The sequence below is a fragment of the Achromobacter arsenitoxydans SY8 genome (assembly GCF_000236785.1).
In the GTDB taxonomy this organism is placed as follows: Bacteria; Pseudomonadota; Gammaproteobacteria; order Burkholderiales; family Burkholderiaceae_B; genus Achromobacter; species Achromobacter arsenitoxydans.
The window spans coordinates 44,902-59,614 of sequence record NZ_AGUF01000074.1 but is presented as its reverse complement, the minus strand read 5'-3'; the positions used below and the strand labels follow the sequence as shown (position 1 = coordinate 59,614).

General features: G+C 66.2%; 15 protein-coding genes. 8 read left to right on the top strand and 7 right to left on the bottom strand.

Features of this window, described 5'->3' with window-relative positions; genetic code table 11:
* Positions 1 to 192 precede the first annotated feature (192 nt).
* Genes KYC_RS22890 through rsmB form a run of 6 tightly spaced genes read right to left on the bottom strand, consistent with a single transcriptional unit; the run spans position 193 to position 8,072 of the window.
* Positions 193 to 1,662 carry a TrkH family potassium uptake protein gene (locus tag KYC_RS22890; RefSeq protein WP_008166927.1) on the bottom strand — a complete coding sequence of 490 codons (1,470 nt, stop codon included), beginning with the start codon at positions 1,660 to 1,662 and terminating at the stop codon, positions 193 to 195.
* Positions 1,663 to 1,715: 53 nt separating this feature from the next.
* Positions 1,716 to 3,095, bottom strand: a complete 1,380-nt coding sequence (gene trkA / locus KYC_RS22885; protein ID WP_008166926.1) for a Trk system potassium transporter TrkA — start codon at positions 3,093 to 3,095, stop codon at positions 1,716 to 1,718.
* The gene (locus KYC_RS22880; RefSeq protein WP_008166924.1) at positions 3,092 to 3,784 is read right to left on the bottom strand and encodes a response regulator; all 693 of its coding nucleotides are present in this window, start codon (positions 3,782 to 3,784) and stop codon (positions 3,092 to 3,094) included. Before KYC_RS22880 ends, trkA begins: the two co-directional genes overlap by 4 nt.
* A gap of 11 nt (positions 3,785 to 3,795) precedes the next feature.
* Entirely contained in the window at positions 3,796 to 6,108 is a 2,313-nt protein-coding gene (locus tag KYC_RS22875; RefSeq protein WP_008166923.1) for an ATP-binding protein, read from the bottom strand.
* On the bottom strand, positions 6,105 to 6,695 hold the full coding sequence (locus KYC_RS22870; RefSeq protein WP_081478098.1) for a DUF4390 domain-containing protein: 591 nt from the start codon (positions 6,693 to 6,695) through the stop codon (positions 6,105 to 6,107). The genes KYC_RS22875 and KYC_RS22870 overlap by 4 nt, the downstream gene beginning before the upstream one ends.
* A gap of 39 nt (positions 6,696 to 6,734) precedes the next feature.
* Entirely contained in the window at positions 6,735 to 8,072 is a 1,338-nt protein-coding gene (gene rsmB, locus KYC_RS22865; RefSeq protein WP_043519107.1) for a 16S rRNA (cytosine(967)-C(5))-methyltransferase RsmB, read from the bottom strand.
* A 97-nt stretch (positions 8,073 to 8,169) separates the two neighbouring features.
* On the opposite strand from rsmB, the gene KYC_RS22860 reads away from it, so the two are divergent.
* The 3 genes from KYC_RS22860 (at position 8,170) to rimO (ending at position 10,768) form a co-directional block, all read left to right on the top strand.
* Positions 8,170 to 8,802, top strand: a complete 633-nt coding sequence (locus KYC_RS22860) for a LysE family translocator (protein ID WP_008166920.1) — start codon at positions 8,170 to 8,172, stop codon at positions 8,800 to 8,802.
* 227 nt (positions 8,803 to 9,029) lie between these two features.
* Positions 9,030 to 9,281: a helix-turn-helix domain-containing protein gene (locus tag KYC_RS22855; RefSeq protein WP_008166919.1), complete on the top strand. Its 252-nt coding sequence runs from the start codon at positions 9,030 to 9,032 to the stop codon at positions 9,279 to 9,281.
* Positions 9,282 to 9,421: 140 nt separating this feature from the next.
* Positions 9,422 to 10,768 (top strand): 30S ribosomal protein S12 methylthiotransferase RimO, encoded by a 1,347-nt coding sequence (rimO, locus tag KYC_RS22850; protein WP_050814933.1) that lies wholly within the window; start codon positions 9,422 to 9,424, stop codon positions 10,766 to 10,768.
* 80 nt (positions 10,769 to 10,848) lie between these two features.
* Here the strand turns inward: rimO and KYC_RS22845 are convergent, their stop codons facing one another.
* Positions 10,849 to 11,409 carry a ferritin-like domain-containing protein gene (locus KYC_RS22845; protein ID WP_008166917.1) on the bottom strand — a complete coding sequence of 187 codons (561 nt, stop codon included), beginning with the start codon at positions 11,407 to 11,409 and terminating at the stop codon, positions 10,849 to 10,851.
* A gap of 233 nt (positions 11,410 to 11,642) precedes the next feature.
* Between KYC_RS22845 and KYC_RS22840 the strand changes: the two genes are divergently transcribed.
* The 5 genes from KYC_RS22840 to KYC_RS22820 all read left to right on the top strand — a co-directional run bounded on the left by KYC_RS22840 (position 11,643) and on the right by KYC_RS22820 (position 14,710).
* Positions 11,643 to 12,233 carry an LOG family protein gene (locus KYC_RS22840; protein ID WP_008166916.1) on the top strand — a complete coding sequence of 197 codons (591 nt, stop codon included), beginning with the start codon at positions 11,643 to 11,645 and terminating at the stop codon, positions 12,231 to 12,233.
* 38 nt (positions 12,234 to 12,271) lie between these two features.
* On the top strand, positions 12,272 to 12,838 hold the full coding sequence (locus KYC_RS22835; RefSeq protein ID WP_008166914.1) for a hypothetical protein: 567 nt from the start codon (positions 12,272 to 12,274) through the stop codon (positions 12,836 to 12,838).
* A gap of 66 nt (positions 12,839 to 12,904) precedes the next feature.
* Positions 12,905 to 13,531 (top strand): HAD hydrolase-like protein, encoded by a 627-nt coding sequence (locus KYC_RS22830; RefSeq protein WP_008166912.1) that lies wholly within the window; start codon positions 12,905 to 12,907, stop codon positions 13,529 to 13,531.
* A 15-nt stretch (positions 13,532 to 13,546) separates the two neighbouring features.
* Positions 13,547 to 14,173, top strand: a complete 627-nt coding sequence (locus KYC_RS22825; protein ID WP_008166910.1) for a pyridoxamine 5'-phosphate oxidase family protein — start codon at positions 13,547 to 13,549, stop codon at positions 14,171 to 14,173.
* Positions 14,174 to 14,188: 15 nt separating this feature from the next.
* Positions 14,189 to 14,710, top strand: coding sequence for a class IV adenylate cyclase (locus tag KYC_RS22820; protein ID WP_008166908.1), 522 nt, complete (start codon positions 14,189 to 14,191; stop codon positions 14,708 to 14,710).
* Positions 14,711 to 14,713: the final 3 nt, after the last annotated feature.

Sequence of the window (14,713 nt, the reverse complement as noted above, 5' to 3'; positions counted from 1 at the left end):
GACATTTGTGTGCAACATCGAGATGCATCCGGTTTTGCCCTCTGAAGAAAAGCGAGCAAGCACTTACAACGCAGGAATGGCGCGGCCTGCCGGCCGAAGACCGGCGCGAAGCCAGTACTGAAGGGGCTTTTGGGAAGGGGTGGGATAACCCCAATCAGGGTTATCCCTTAGAAAATTCAGCCCTGGCGGGCCTTACTTGCGCCAGAAAATCGGCGTGAAAAGCACCAGCACGGTCAGCAGTTCCAGGCGGCCGATGAGCATGGCGAAGGTGCAGACCCAGATCTGGAAGTCGGACAGCACGGCGAAGCTGCCCATGGGCCCCACCGGACCCAGCCCCGGGCCGGTGTTGTTGACGCTGGCGAACACCGCCGAGAACGCCGTGATGGGGTCCAGCCCGGACAGCAGCAGCAGGCTGGTGAACACCGCGATGGACAGGCCATAGAACAGCATGAAAGCCAGCACTGACGACATCGTCCGCGTTTCGACCGCCCGGCCGTTGATGCGGACCGGACTGACGGCATGCGGGTGCAACATTGTCACGAGCTCATTGCGGGCCTGCTTGACCAGCAGGATCGCCCGGATCATCTTGATCCCGCCTCCCGTCGACCCGGCCGACGTCGCGAACCCGGACAGCAGCAGCATTGTCAGCGGCGCAAACAGGGGCCACTGCGCAAAGTCCGTGTTGGCATAGCCAGTGGTGGTCGCCATGGAGATCGTGTTGAACATGCCGTAGCGCAACGCCTCCAGCGGCTCGCTGTAGACGCCTTTGACCAGCAGATACGCCGAGATGACCAGCCCGACGCCCAGCACGATGACCAGATAGGGGATGGCCTCCGGGCAGCGCAGGTAGGCGCGCGGACTGCGCTGGCGGAAAGCGTTGAAATGCGTGGCGAAGTTGATGCCGGCGATCAGCATGAACACCATGGCCACCATTTCCACCGCCACCGAATCGAAATGCGCGAAGCCGTCGTCCCAGGTGGAAAAACCGCCCAGCCCCATGGTGGTGGCCATGTGGCACCAAGCTTCGAACCAGGACAGTCCGGCAAGCCGGTAGGCCAGGAAACAGAGAATGGAGAACACGAAATAGACCGCATACAGGGCCTTGGCCGTGCTGGCGATGCGGGGAGTGAGCCGTTCGTCTTTCATCGGCCCGGGGGTTTCGGCCCGCACCACCTGGTGCCCGCCGACGCCCAGCAGCGGGAGGATCGCCACGGCCAGCACCAGAATGCCCATGCCGCCGATCCAGATCAGCGTCGCCCGCCACAGGTTGATCGACGGCGGCAGGGTGTCCAGGTTGGTCAGCACCGTGGCGCCCGTGGTCGTCAGCCCCGACATGGCCTCGAAGTAGGCGCCGGTGAACGACAGCGGCAGCCCCGCGCCGTGGAAGTAGAGCAGCAGCGGAATGGCCGCCAGCAGCGGCAGACCGGCCCATACCGCCGACACCAGCACGAAGCCGTCCCGCGCCCGCAGTTCGCTGCGGTTGCGGCGGGTCAGCGCGACCAGGCCCCCGCCGATGCCCACCGAGATCAGGAAGCCGTCCCGGAAGGCATCCCGCGCCCCATCGCTCCCCACATACGCAATGAACAGCGGAATCAGCATGGTGAGGGCGAACATCACCATGGTGAGGCCCAGGATATAGAGGGTGGCCAGGACGCGCTTCATGGGGGCTTATCCGGCCGCTCGAGGCCCGCGGAAAGGGGCGAACGCGCGGCGCATCAGAAGAAAGACGCCGAGACTTGGAACAGCTTTTCCACGCGCGGCATCTGCTGGCGCGAGGGCACGAAGACGATCACGTGGTCGTCGGTTTCGATGACCGTGTCGGCGTCCGGCAGGATGATTTCCTCGCCGCGGACCAGCGCGCCGATGCTGGCGCCCTTGGGCAGGCTGATCTTGCCCACGGGGCGGCCCACCACCTTCGAGGTGGAGCGGTCGCCGTGGGCGATGGCTTCCAGCGCCTCGGCCACGCCCTGGCGCAGCCGGTGGACGGCGGCCACGTCGCCGCGGCGCACGTGGCGCAACAGCTCGCTCATGGTGGCCTGCGACGGCGAAACGGCGATGTCGATATGGCTGCCCTGCATCAGTTCGCCGTATGCCTGGCGATTGATCAGCGCAATCACCTTGCGCGCGCCCAGGCGCTTGGCCAGCAGCGAGGACATGATGTTGTCCTCGTCGTCGCTGGTCAGGGCCAGCCACGTGTCCATGTCTTCGATGTTCTCGCGTTCCAGCAAGGCCTCGTCGGTGCCGCTGCCGTGCAGAACCAGCACGCTGTCGGGCAGCTGGGTGGCCAGGTATTCGCAGCGCTTGAGGTCGTGCTCGATGATGCGGACGCTGTATTTTTCCTCGGCGAGCTGGCGCGCCAGGCGCAGGCCGATATTGCCGCCGCCCGCGATCATCACACGGCGCACCGCCCGTTCGGCGTCGCGCAGCTGCCGCACCGCGCGGCGCGCGTGGTCCGAATCCACCACCAGCACGACCTCGTCGCCCGGCGCGATCACGGTGCCGCTGCCGGCCCGCAGCGGCCGGCCGCCGCGCAGCACGTCGATGACGCGCGCCTTCACGTCCGGCCAGACGTCGCGCAGCTTGTCGACGGAAGAATGCGCCATCGGGCTGCCCGCCCCGACCCGGACGGTCACGACGCTGACGCGGCCCTCGGCGAACTCCACCACCTGCAGGGCTTCGGGGAATTCGATCAGGCTGTGCAGGTAGGTCGTGACGCTGCGCTCGGGGCTGATCAGCGCGTCGATGCAAAAGCCGTCCTCGCTCATGAGTTCCGGATGTTCGGGGAACTCGGCGGAGCGGATACGGGCGATGCGGCGGGGAATGTTGAAGAGCTGGCGCGCGATCTTGCACGCGACCATGTTGGCGGTGTCGGACGCCGCACAGGCGATGAACAGGTCGGTATCCGCGGCGCCGGCGTTTTCCAGCACCGATACCTGCGAGCCGTCTCCGAGGACGACACGCAGGTCGAAGTGTTCTTGCAGGTACTGAAGCTGGGAAGGATCGGAATCAATGACCGTGATGTCGTTCTGTTCGGACACCAGGTTTTCCGCCACGCTGGTGCCTACGCGACCAGCGCCCATGATCAGGATCTTCATGTGCTGCGCTTGCGCGCGGACTCGATGCCCAATTGCTTGAGCTTGCGGTAGAGGTGGGTGCGTTCCAGCCCGGTCCGTTCGGACACGCGCGTCATGCTGTGGCTTTCCCTGACCAGGTGGTATTCGAAATAGATGCGCTCGAATTCGTCGCGCGCTTCGCGCAGCGGCTGATCCAGCGAGATGCTGCCAAGCTGGCCGTTGGACGTGGCCGGCGCTTCGTTGGCGGACACGGCGGCCAGGGCCGGCGGGTCGAGTTCATCTTCCAGGGCCACCACCGGGCTGGCGACGGCCGGGCTGGCGGCGACGGGCGCCGGATGCGGCACGCGGCCGCGCGCCAGGCCCGCGGCGACCGTCTTGAGCAGACGCTGCAGCGTGATGGGCTTTTCCAGGAAATCCATGGCGCCGATGCGGGTGGCCTCGACCGCGGTGTCGATGGTGGCGTGGCCGCTCATCATGATCACCGGCATGTCGAGCAGGCCCTGCGAGCCCCACTCTTTCAGCAGGCTGACGCCATCGGTGTCGGGCATCCAGATGTCCAGCAACACCAGATCGGGACGCATGCGAAGACGTGCAGCACGTGCTTGCGCCGCATTTTCGGCCAGTTCGACCGTGTGTCCCTCGTCGTAAAGGATTTCCGACAAAAGCTCGCGTATACCGACTTCGTCGTCAACCACCAGAATTCTGGCCATAAAGCATCCACCTATTGCGTAGCCGCATTATCCTTTTCTTGCGCGGTCGCGTCCATAGTATCGGCCCCGGGAGCCAGCCGGGTCAACAAGATGGAAATCCGCGCGCCTCCTTCCTTGCGGTTTGCAAGGTCGATACGCCCGCCATGCTCTTCGACGATCTTGCGCACGATTGCCAATCCTAACCCAGTCCCGTGGGACTTTGTGGTTACGTAGGGCTCGAACGCGCGCTGCATGACCTGCGGCGGGAAGCCCGGTCCGGTGTCCGCGACCGTAAAGCGCAGGGCTTGATGCTCGGCGCGGTCGGGCTGTTCGCTGCGCATGAGCTGCGTCGTGACGCTGACCCGCCCCTGCCCGCCCAGTTCCGCGATCGCGTCGCGGGCGTTGGAAAGCAGGTTGTGGATCACCTGGCGCAACTGGGTCGGGTCGCCTTCGATGTCGGGCAGGTCCGCCCCCAGGCTTACGTCGAGGTTCAGGGCCTTTTCGGCGGCGCGCGGCACGCCGTCGGGCTCCCAGCCGTACAGCGACAGCACGTCCGCCACCAGCGCATTGAAGTTGATGCGCTGCATGACGGCCGGCGGCGTGCGGGCGTATTCGCGGAAGTCGTCCACCATCTGCTTGAGCGAGGCCACCTGGTTGACGATGGTGTTGGTGGAGCGTTCAACGATCTGCGCTTCGGCCGGGGGCAGCTTGCCCTCGAGCTTCATGGCCAGGCGCTCGGCGGAAAGCTGGATCGGGGTCAGCGGATTCTTGATCTCGTGGGCCAGCCGGCGGGCCACCTCGCCCCAGGCCACCGTGCGGTTGGCGGAAATCACCTCGGTAATGTCGTCGAACACCACCAGATAGCCGTTGCCGCGCCCGTCCACCCGCAGATGGGTGCCCCGGGCCAGCAACGTAAGCGGCTGCGGCGTGGCAAGGCCATCGGCCTGCGCCGGGCTGATTTCGAACTGCTGCTGCCAGTGCTGGCGTTCGGAGCCCACCGCCGCGTGCGCGGAAAACGCCTGGCGCACGATGTTGGCGAACTCCAGCATGCCGTCGGCCGTCTCCAGCGGACGGCCGATCACGGAACGCAAGTCGGCGCCCAGGATGGTCTGGGCGCCCTGGTTGACGGTGGTGACGCGGAAAGACTCGTCAAACACCAGCACCCCGGACGACAGGTTGGACAACACGCTTTCCAGATAGACGTTGGAACGCTCGAGCTGCTGGCGGTTGCTTTCGACCATGCGCCGCGCCTCGTCGAGCTGGCGCGTCATGGCATTGAACGAGCGGGTGAGCTGGCCGACCTCGTCGCGTTCGGGCGGTTCGGGCAGGGGCCGGTAGTCGCCCACGCCCACCGCCTGCGTCCCGCCCGCCAAGCTGAGCAGCGGCCGCACCAGCCGCTTGGACAGGGACAGCGCCACCGCGATGGCGCCGAACGCGGCCAGCAGCAGGGCCAGCGTCAGCGTGATGCCGTACAGCTTGCGCAGGCCCAGCCGCGACAGCGCCAGTTCCTGGTAGTCGCGAAAGCCCTGCTGCACCAGGTTGGCGTTGTGCGCGATCTGTTCGGGCACCGGCTGCAGAAGTTGCAGCCACCGCGGCTCCGAAGCAGGGCCCAGCAGGTTGTCGTAGCTGTCGGGCCCGTTCAGCGGGATCACCACGCGCAGGTGCAGGCCGCCCTCCGCGCCCGGCGCGACCGGGTCGTCGGCCTCGGCTGCGGAATAGCCGCGCGCCAGCCGCAACTGGTTCATGACGGTGGGAGGCGGCATGGCGGGCAAAAGCTGGCCGTACTGGCTGGTCGAAAACGCCACCATGCGGCCGCTGCCCGTAAACACCATGGCTTCCTGCACGCCGTTGGCTTCGCGCAGGCGCGTCAAGGCCAGGGTCACGCCGCTGTCGGTGTTGCGGCTTAGCTCCATAGCCATGGACCGCGCGCGCACGTCCAGGTCCGCCAACAGGGAATCCAGCGCGGCGCGGCCCAGGTTCAGGCCGGCTTCCAGCGCCGTGTCCACGCGCACGTTGAACCAGGATTCGATGGACCGCGACATAAACTGCACCGACACGGTGTAGATCAGGGCCCCGGGCACCACGCCGATCAAGGCGAACGCCAGCGAAAAGCGCGCCGTCAGCCGCGCGCCGAACTGGCGCCGGCGGATCTGCCGGGCCAGCCGCACCGTTAGCGCCACCACCCAGATGAAGAGGGCCAGCGCGAAGATGCCGTTCAGGACCAGCAGCGTGTCGTAGTAGCGCGCAAAGCGCGAGGCGTTGCCGGTGGACCAGGCCAACAGGCCCAGCAGCGCCAGCCCGCTCACGGCGCCGACCATCAGGGCCAGCCGAAGCAAAAGCCTCATGAGGGATCTTTCTCCTTGTCGTTCAACATGAACGAGAAGTCCATCCAGGGCGTCGCCTGCGCCCACGAACTGCTGTTCAAGGCGTTGACCTGGAACGGCCTGGGCAATAGCGACGTATCCAGGCGCAGGCGCAACTGCCCGCCGTACTCGACACCGGCGTCGAAATCGCCGGCGTCGGCCACCCGCCAATTGCGGATATGCCGGATGACGCTCATGGCGTCGTCCAGGGAGGCGACCGGAAACGACAGTTCGCCCACTCCGGCGCGCCATTGCCGGGTAAGCGCGTTATAGACCACGCGCCAGGTACGGGACGTGTCCACCAGGGACTTGTCGAACCAGTACCAGCGTTCCCGGGTGATGGTGAGGTCCGCCGTGAAATACAGCGGGACGCCGCGCTGGGCGGCATCCCGCAACTGCTGGTTCAGCTCGAATTCGATGTCCGCGTCGATCTCGAGGTTGCCGCCGCGCAATACTGGCTCTACCCGCGTGACCCGGGCGTCGGAGGCATGCGCCTCGCCACCCGGCGCAAAAGAAAGCAAGGCAGATACCAGCAACAACCCAAGAAATAAGCGCGAAATAATGGACATACGGCACCGGAACTACGTCATGCCCCTATTCTTCGGGATTCAGGACTGCTTGGCAAACAAGGCGTAGAAAAATCCGTCGTGTTGGCCCGCCGGTGTTGCATCGACCGCAACTGGCAGCAATTGGCCCGGGGCATCCAGCCGCGTCGCCTCCGGGTGCCGCTGCAGGAATTCCAGCGCCTGGCGCGTGCCTTCGATGGGAAACACCGAGCAGGTCACGTAGAGCAGGCGGCCGCCCGGCGCCACCGTGGCCCACAGCGAGTCCAGGATGCGGGCCTGCAGGGCGGCCGTGCGGCGCAGGTCATTTTCCCGGCGCAGCCAGCGGATATCCGGGTGGCGGCGCACGATGCCCGAAGCCGTGCAAGGCACGTCCGCCAGCACCGCGTCGAAGGGCTTGCCATCCCACCAGGCGTCCAGGTCGGCAGCATCGGCGGCCTTGACCTGGACATGCGCGCCCGCCAGGCCCAGGCGTTCAAGGTTCTGTTCCACCCGGGCCAGCCGGTCCGCATCGGCATCCAAAGCCAGGAGGTTGATATCGGCCAGCTCCAACAGGTGGGCCGTCTTGCCGCCCGGCGCCGAGCAGGCGTCCAGGACGCGCATGCCGTCCTTGGGCGCCAGCAGCTCGGCCGCCAATTGCGCGCCCGCGTCCTGCACCGACCACCAGCCCTCGGCAAAGCCGGGCAGCTGCGTCACGGGCTTGGGCGTGGCGAGCACCAGGCCGGACTGGCCCACGGGCTCGGCCGCCAGGCCGGCGTCCTGGAACGCCGCCAGCACCTGTTCGCGGCTGGCGCGCCGGCGGTTGACCCGCAAGGTCAGCGGCGCCGGCACGTTGGCCGCCGCCAGGATCTCCTGCCATTGGCGCGGATAAGCCACGGTCAGTTGCTTGACCCACCAGCCGGGATGGTTCCATTTCGCCTCGGGGCTGTCGGCCACCGCGGCCTCCAGCGCGGCGCGTTCGCGCAGGAAGCGCCGCAGGCAGGCGTTGAGCATGCCTTTATAGGACGCAAGGCTGCGCGTGCCGGACGCCGCGGTCACCGCCTGGTCCACAACGGTGTGGGGCGCGTACACCGGCATGCCGGGCAAGGCGACGGCGGCGTCGCCTTCTTCTTTCAGCAGGGTCAGCGACACCAGCAGCAGGGATTCGAAGAGGACGCTGGGATAGCGCTGCACCATCTCGCGGCCCACGGCGTCGGCCCAGCCCAGATAGCGCATGGCATGGAAAGAGACCGCCTGGGTGGCGGGACGCAGGGACGATTCGACATCCGCCAGGGCTTCCGTCAGGGAACGCCCTTCCAGAACGTCCTCCACCACCCCTGCGCTGGCAAGAAGAACAGAGGAAAGCGGAGGAGCCAGATTGGGGGAGTCGGAACGCGTGGACATGGTGATAAATCAAAGAGTAAGACCGCTATGGTAGCCCGGACCTGGACGGACGGCGGCGGGCGCGGCACACTGACCCCTTGTCCCGGAGCCCCCTTGCATGACCCTCGCCACCCTGCTGCTTTTCATCCTGGCCTCTGCCGTCACCATCATCACCCCCGGGCCCACTGTCCTGCTCGCCATGAGCAACGGATCGCGCCACGGCGTGCGCGCGGCCTGCTGGGGCATGGGCGGCGCGGTGCTGGCCGACCTGATCCTGATCGGCGCGGTGGCCTGCGGCCTGGGCGTGGTGCTGGCGGCGTCCGAGATTGCCTTCCAGGTCGTCAAGTGGGCGGGCGCAGCGTATCTGGCATGGCTGGGCTGGAAGCTGCTGCGCGCGGACGCGGCGCTGGCGATGCCATCCGTGCAGGCGCGCACCGACCGGCCGACCGGCTTGGCCCTGGGGCTGCGCAGCTTCGTCGTCGCCCTGACCAACCCCAAGGCCCTGCTCTTCATGTCGGCCTTCCTGCCGCAATTCATCAACCCGGCCGCCCCGCTGCCCACGCAGTACGCCATCCTGGCCGCCGTCATGGCGCTGATGAACGTGGCGACGATGCTGGCCTACGCGGCGCTGGGCGCGCAAATGGTGCGCGCCTTCCAGGGCGGCGGACTGCGCTGGCTGAATCGCGTCTGCGGGGGGCTGCTGATCGGATTGGCGGGTACGCTGGCGCTGTATCGGCGCGCAGCGCCCTGAGCCGGGCGGCTCGGGAACCGTCATGGGAACGCCGACGCAGAGCGTTTCCGTCCCCGATTCCGCAAATATCGTCCGTGCCCTGTTGCAACGACTCCCGGGCCTTTACTACCCCCGCATACGGCAATGCCGTATAATCCTGCGCTACCCCGCTATTGCCTACGGTGCGGCCGCCAGCCTGAATTCGGTTGGCGCAGAAATGCCGCGCCGTCCATCCCATTGAATACGTTATGAAGAAGGCTGTCCCGCCCGCCCGGTCCGTCCGGTGGCAGGCGTCGCATATCAGCGAAGCGCGCAATCGCGTCGGCCTGCCGCAGGCGGATTTCGCGGAGTTGCTGGGCGTGAGCGTGCGCACCTTGCAGGATTGGGAACAGGGCCGGCGCAACCCCTCCGGCGCCGCTCAGACGCTGCTGCGGGTCGCCATGCTGTCCCCCGAAACACTGCGCGAGCTTTCCTCCCAGGATGCTCCTGCCTGGCCCTGAATATTTGACGATTACCCCCGCACGCGGATTGCCCGTGCGCGAACCTACGGTGAATTAGATTGGAAGTTTTTGAACATTCCCGGCCCGGCAAAGGCGCCGGCACTGCCGCCAGCAACGACGCCAACTCGACCCTGGACGCTATCGCCGCGGCCGCTCAGGAAGCCAACCCCGGCCGCGCCCCGCGCGTGGGGTTCGTTTCCCTGGGCTGTCCGAAGGCCCTGGTCGACTCCGAACGCATCCTGACGCAGCTGCGCACCGAAGGGTACGAAGTCACGCCCGAGTACAACGACGCTGACGTCGTGGTCGTCAATACCTGTGGCTTCATCGACAGCGCCAAGGCGGAATCGCTGGAAGCCATCGGCGAGGCCATCGCCGAAAACGGCAAGGTCATCGTGACCGGCTGCATGGGCGTCGAGGAATCCGTGATCCGCGACGTGCACCCCAGCGTGCTGTCCGTGACGGGCCCGCAGCAATATGAAGAGGTGGTGCGCGCCGTCCACGACGCCGCGCCGCCCAAGAAGGACCACAATCCCTACGTGGACCTGGTGCCCCCGCAAGGCGTCAAGCTCACGCCGCGCCACTACGCCTACCTGAAGATCTCGGAAGGCTGCAACCACCGCTGCAGCTTCTGCATCATCCCCTCGATGCGCGGCGACCTGGTGAGCCGTCCGGTGGGCGACGTGCTGAGCGAAGCCGAGCGCCTCGTGAAGGCGGGCGTCAAGGAACTGCTGGTGATTTCGCAGGACACCAGCGCCTACGGCGTGGACATGAAGTACCGCAGCGGCTTCTGGAACGGCCGCCCGGTCAAGACCCGCATGACCGAACTCTGTATGGCCTTGTCCGAGATGGGCGTCTGGACGCGCCTGCACTACGTGTATCCGTATCCGCACGTGGACGAGGTCATCCCGCTGATGGCTGAAGGCAAGATCCTGCCCTACCTGGACATCCCGTTCCAGCACGCCAGCCCGCGCATCCTGAAGGCCATGAAGCGCCCGGCATTCGAAGACAAAACGCTGGCGCGCATCAAGCGCTGGCGCGAGATCTGTCCCGACCTGACGATCCGTTCGACCTTCATTGTGGGCTTCCCCGGCGAGACCGAAGAAGATTTCCAGTACCTGCTGGACTGGATGCAGGAAGCGCAGCTCGACCGCGTCGGCTGTTTCCAGTATTCGCCGGTGGAAGGCGCCCCGGCGAACCTGCTGGACGACCCCGTGCCCGATGACGTCAAACAGGACCGCTGGGAACGCTTCATGGCGCTGCAGCAGTCCATCTCGACCGCACGCCTGGCGTTGAAGGTGGGCCGCGAGATCGACGTGCTGATCGACGAAGTGGACGAGGACGGCGCCGTCGGCCGCAGCGCCGGCGACGCCCCCGAGATCGACGGCTGTGTCTACGTCAGTTCCGACAAGCCCCTCAAGGCGGGCGACATGGTGCGCGTGCGCGTCACCGACTCGGACGAATACGACCTCTGGGCCGACGCGCTGTAAGCGCGATTCCATGAAAGCGCCGGCAGGCGGGCTATCCCCCTGCCGGCGCTTGAACCTGCCGGGTCCGACGCGCGCGGGCCTCAGGTCTTGGCCAGGAAATCCGACATGTCGTCGGCGTGTTCTTCTTCCACGGCCAAAATCTCTTCCAGCATGCGGCGCGTGGTGGAGTCCTGCTCGCCCAGGTATTCGATCATCTGCCGGTAGCTGTCGATGGCGATGCGCTCGGCGATCAGGTTCTCCTTGATCATCTCTTCCAGCGACTTGCCCTCGACATACTCGGAATGGCTGCGGTCCAGCAGCCCCTTGGGCGACAGGTTCGGCTCGCCGCCCAGCTGCACGATGCGTTCGGCAAGCATGTCGGCATGCTGCTGCTCTTGCGTGGCATGTTCGGCGAATTCAGCGGCCACCGGTTCGGCGTTCAGGCCGCGCGCCATGAAGTAATGGCGCTTGTAGCGCAGCACACAGACGATCTCGGTGGCCAGCGCTTCATTCAGGAGCTTGAGCACAGTCTGCCGGTCGGCGCGGTAGGTATCGGTGACCGCGCCGGACTCTATGTCCTTGCGCGCCTTTGCGCGGATCGCCTTGACGTCCATCTCGAACGGGCGGTTGGCCTGCTGCGGGGTGCGGGTTGCTTGTTCCATATCGTTAGCTCCTCTTGGTCAGTGAAAGCAGCACGACGCTGGACTTCCAGTCGTTTCGCACCATTCAGTCTACCGACCGTGAAGGATCATGCTGTGTCCAAACATTGCCCCGGCGCGTGGATCGCCGCCCGCCCCGCCCCGCAAACCGCCTCTCCAACCTTGCGTAAACTATCGGCTTTCCGAAAGGCCACGTGACGTAATTTGTAACGCGGCCGGCAATCTCCGCCCCACTTATGACCCTGAAGAATATTTGCGTGTATTGCGGTTCAAACCCCGGCACTCGCCCGGAGTACATCGAGCAGGCGCGCGTGCTGGCGCGGGAACTCGTCAAGCGCGACCTGGGCCTGGTTTACGGCGGCTCGGTGGTCGGCATCATGGGCGTGGTGGCCAATGAAGTGCTGGCCGGCGGCGGCCGCGTGATCGGTGTGATCCCGGAATTGCTGCTGAAAAAGGAACAGGCGCATCTGGGCCTGACCGAATTGCACATGGTGCAGAATATGCACGAGCGCAAGGCCATGATGATGGAAAAGGCCGACGGCTTTGTCGCGCTGCCCGGCGGCGCCGGCACACTGGAAGAGTTCTTCGAGGTCTGGACCTGGGCCCAACTGAACATGCACCAGAAGCCCTGCGGCCTGCTGAACATCGCGGGCTACTACGATGCGCTCATGCAGTTCATCGACCACTCCGTCGAAGAAGCATTCATCCGCCCTCAGCACCGCGACATGCTGGTGGTTGAGGAAGACCCCGCGTTGCTGCTGGATCGCTACGCCATCTACGAGCCGCCCAACGTCTCGAAATGGTTCGATCCGGTCAGGCAGCCCTGATTTCCCATTCAGCCGAGATCTCTACGGAAGCCCCCGCAATGCCCACCGATTCGCTGTCCCCCGCCTGCACCGAGTCCGTATTGCGCGATTATTTTCACGCCAAGGACGAGAACCGCCCCCACTACATGGCACGCGCGTTCGCGCCGGATGCCGTGCTGAAGATGGCGCTGCGCACGCAGGCCATCGCGTTTCCGCCAGAATCCCACGGCCTGGCCGCCATCACCGACACGCTGGTGCGCAAGTTTGGCCAGACCTACGACAACGTCTACACGTTCTATCTGTCCCGCCCCGAGGCCGGCGCCCGCCTGTCCGACTACCAGTGCGACTGGATCGTCGGCATGACGGAAAAGGCCACGGGCAACGTGCGGGTGGGCTGTGGACGATACGACTGGGGGTTCCAGTCCGACCCCTACCGGGCCACCCGCCTGACCATCACCATCGAGACCATGGTGACCCTGCCCGTCGGCGATACCGCCGCGGTGTTCGGCTGGCTGCTGGGGCTGGACTATCCCTGGACCAACGCGGCCCGCGTGGTTGCGAGCGCGCCGCCGCTTGAAGGCCTGGCGCCGGTCGTGCACTATCTGCTTCATCCCCACGGCATGTAGGGCCTGCCCAAGGCTTCTTCCGGCGTGCGCAGGCCCAGGCCCGCACGCCGGCACTGGATTCAAGACTTGAAATACGACATTGCAGCATTCGACTTCGACGGAACCCTGGCCGACACCATGCCCTGGTTCAATTCCATCCTGAACACCGTCGCGGACAAATACGGCTTCCGCAAGATCGACGCATCGGAACGCGAACAGCTGCGCAGCCGCGAAGCGTCCGAAATCCTTAAGTTCCTGAACATCCCCCTGTGGAAGCTGCCGGCGATCATGTCGCACGTGCGTTCCCTGATGCAGGAGATCGACCCCAGTGTGCAACTGTTCGACGGTATTCCGGACGCGCTGGCCCGCCTGAAGGCCAAGGGCCTGCGCCTGGCGGTGGTCAGCTCCAATTCCGTCGAGAACGTGCAGCGCGTGCTGGGCGCCGACACGGCCGCGCTGTTCGACGACTACGAATGCGGCACGGATCTGTTCGGCAAGGCGGCCAAGATCGACCGTCTGCTCAAGCAGCACGGCACCGCGCCCGAGCGCTTCCTGCTGGTGGGCGACGAGATGCGCGACATCGACGCCGCCCGCAAAGCGGGCGTGCGGGTCGGGTCGGTTGCCTGGGGTTATAACCACCTGGAGGCCCTGCGCGACCGCGGGCCCGATGAGCTGTTCCTGACGGTCGCCGACCTGCCCGATACCCTGGCATAACACCGGAATCCTGCCATGCATATTGATCCCGCCCATCTGGTCACCGACGCCAATGCGCTGCAGGCGCTATACGGCGCGCCCGGCGAGGCCTCCATGAAGAAGGAAGTGGACCACGTGCATCCGCACTACCGCGCCTTCATCGAGGCCGCGCCGTTCGCAGTGCTGGCGACCTCGGGCCCCGGCGGGCTGGACGCGTCGCCGCGCGGCGACCCCGCGGGATTCGTGGTGGTGGAAGACGAGAAAACGCTGCTGCTGCCGGACCGCCGCGGCAACAACCGCATGGACAGCCTGCTCAACATCATCGCCGATCCGCGCGTGGCGTTGCTCTTCCTGGTGCCAGGCGTGGGCGAGACCCTGCGCGTCAACGGCGCGGCGCGCGTCAGCGTGGATCCGGCCCTGCTCGCGCGCTTCGAGATGGACGGCAAGCTGCCGCGCTCGGTGCTGGTCATCGACGTGCACACCGTGTATTTCCAGTGCTCGCGCGCCCTGCTGCGCTCGCGGCTCTGGGATCCGCAGACGCAGATTGCGCGCACCGCGCTGCCCAGCGTCGGCCGCATCCTTTCCGACCTGACATCCGGCACATTTGACGGCGTCGCCTACGACCGCGACCTGCCCGCCCGCGTGGCCGGCTCACTGTACTGACCCGGGGCGGCACACATGGCGCGCAACGTGGAAATCAAGGCGCGGGTCGAGAGCCTGGCGGCCATCGAACCCCTGGCGGCCGCGCTGTCCGGGCAGGAACCCGTCTTCATCCACCAGGACGACACGTTCTTCGCGTGCGCCAACGGCCGCCTGAAGCTGCGCGCCTTCGCGGACGGCTCGGGCGAGCTGATCTTCTATCAGCGCGCCGACGACTCGGGCCCCAAAGAGAGCTTCTACGTGATCTCGCCCACGGACGCTCCCGACTCCCTGCGCGAGGCGCTGACCCTGGCCTATGGCTTGGCCGGGCGCGTGAAGAAGCACCGGACGCTGTTCATGGCGGGACGCACCCGCATCCATCTGGACCGGGTGGAAGGCCTGGGCGAATTTCTGGAACTTGAAGTGGTGTTGCGCGACGGCGAAAGCGCGCACGCCGGCATGGAAGAAGCCCGCACCCTGATGGCGGGCCTTGGCGTCGCGCCGGAACAGCTGCTGCCCGGCGCCTACGTGGATCTGCTGGCTGGCTGCGGCCAGCCCTGATCC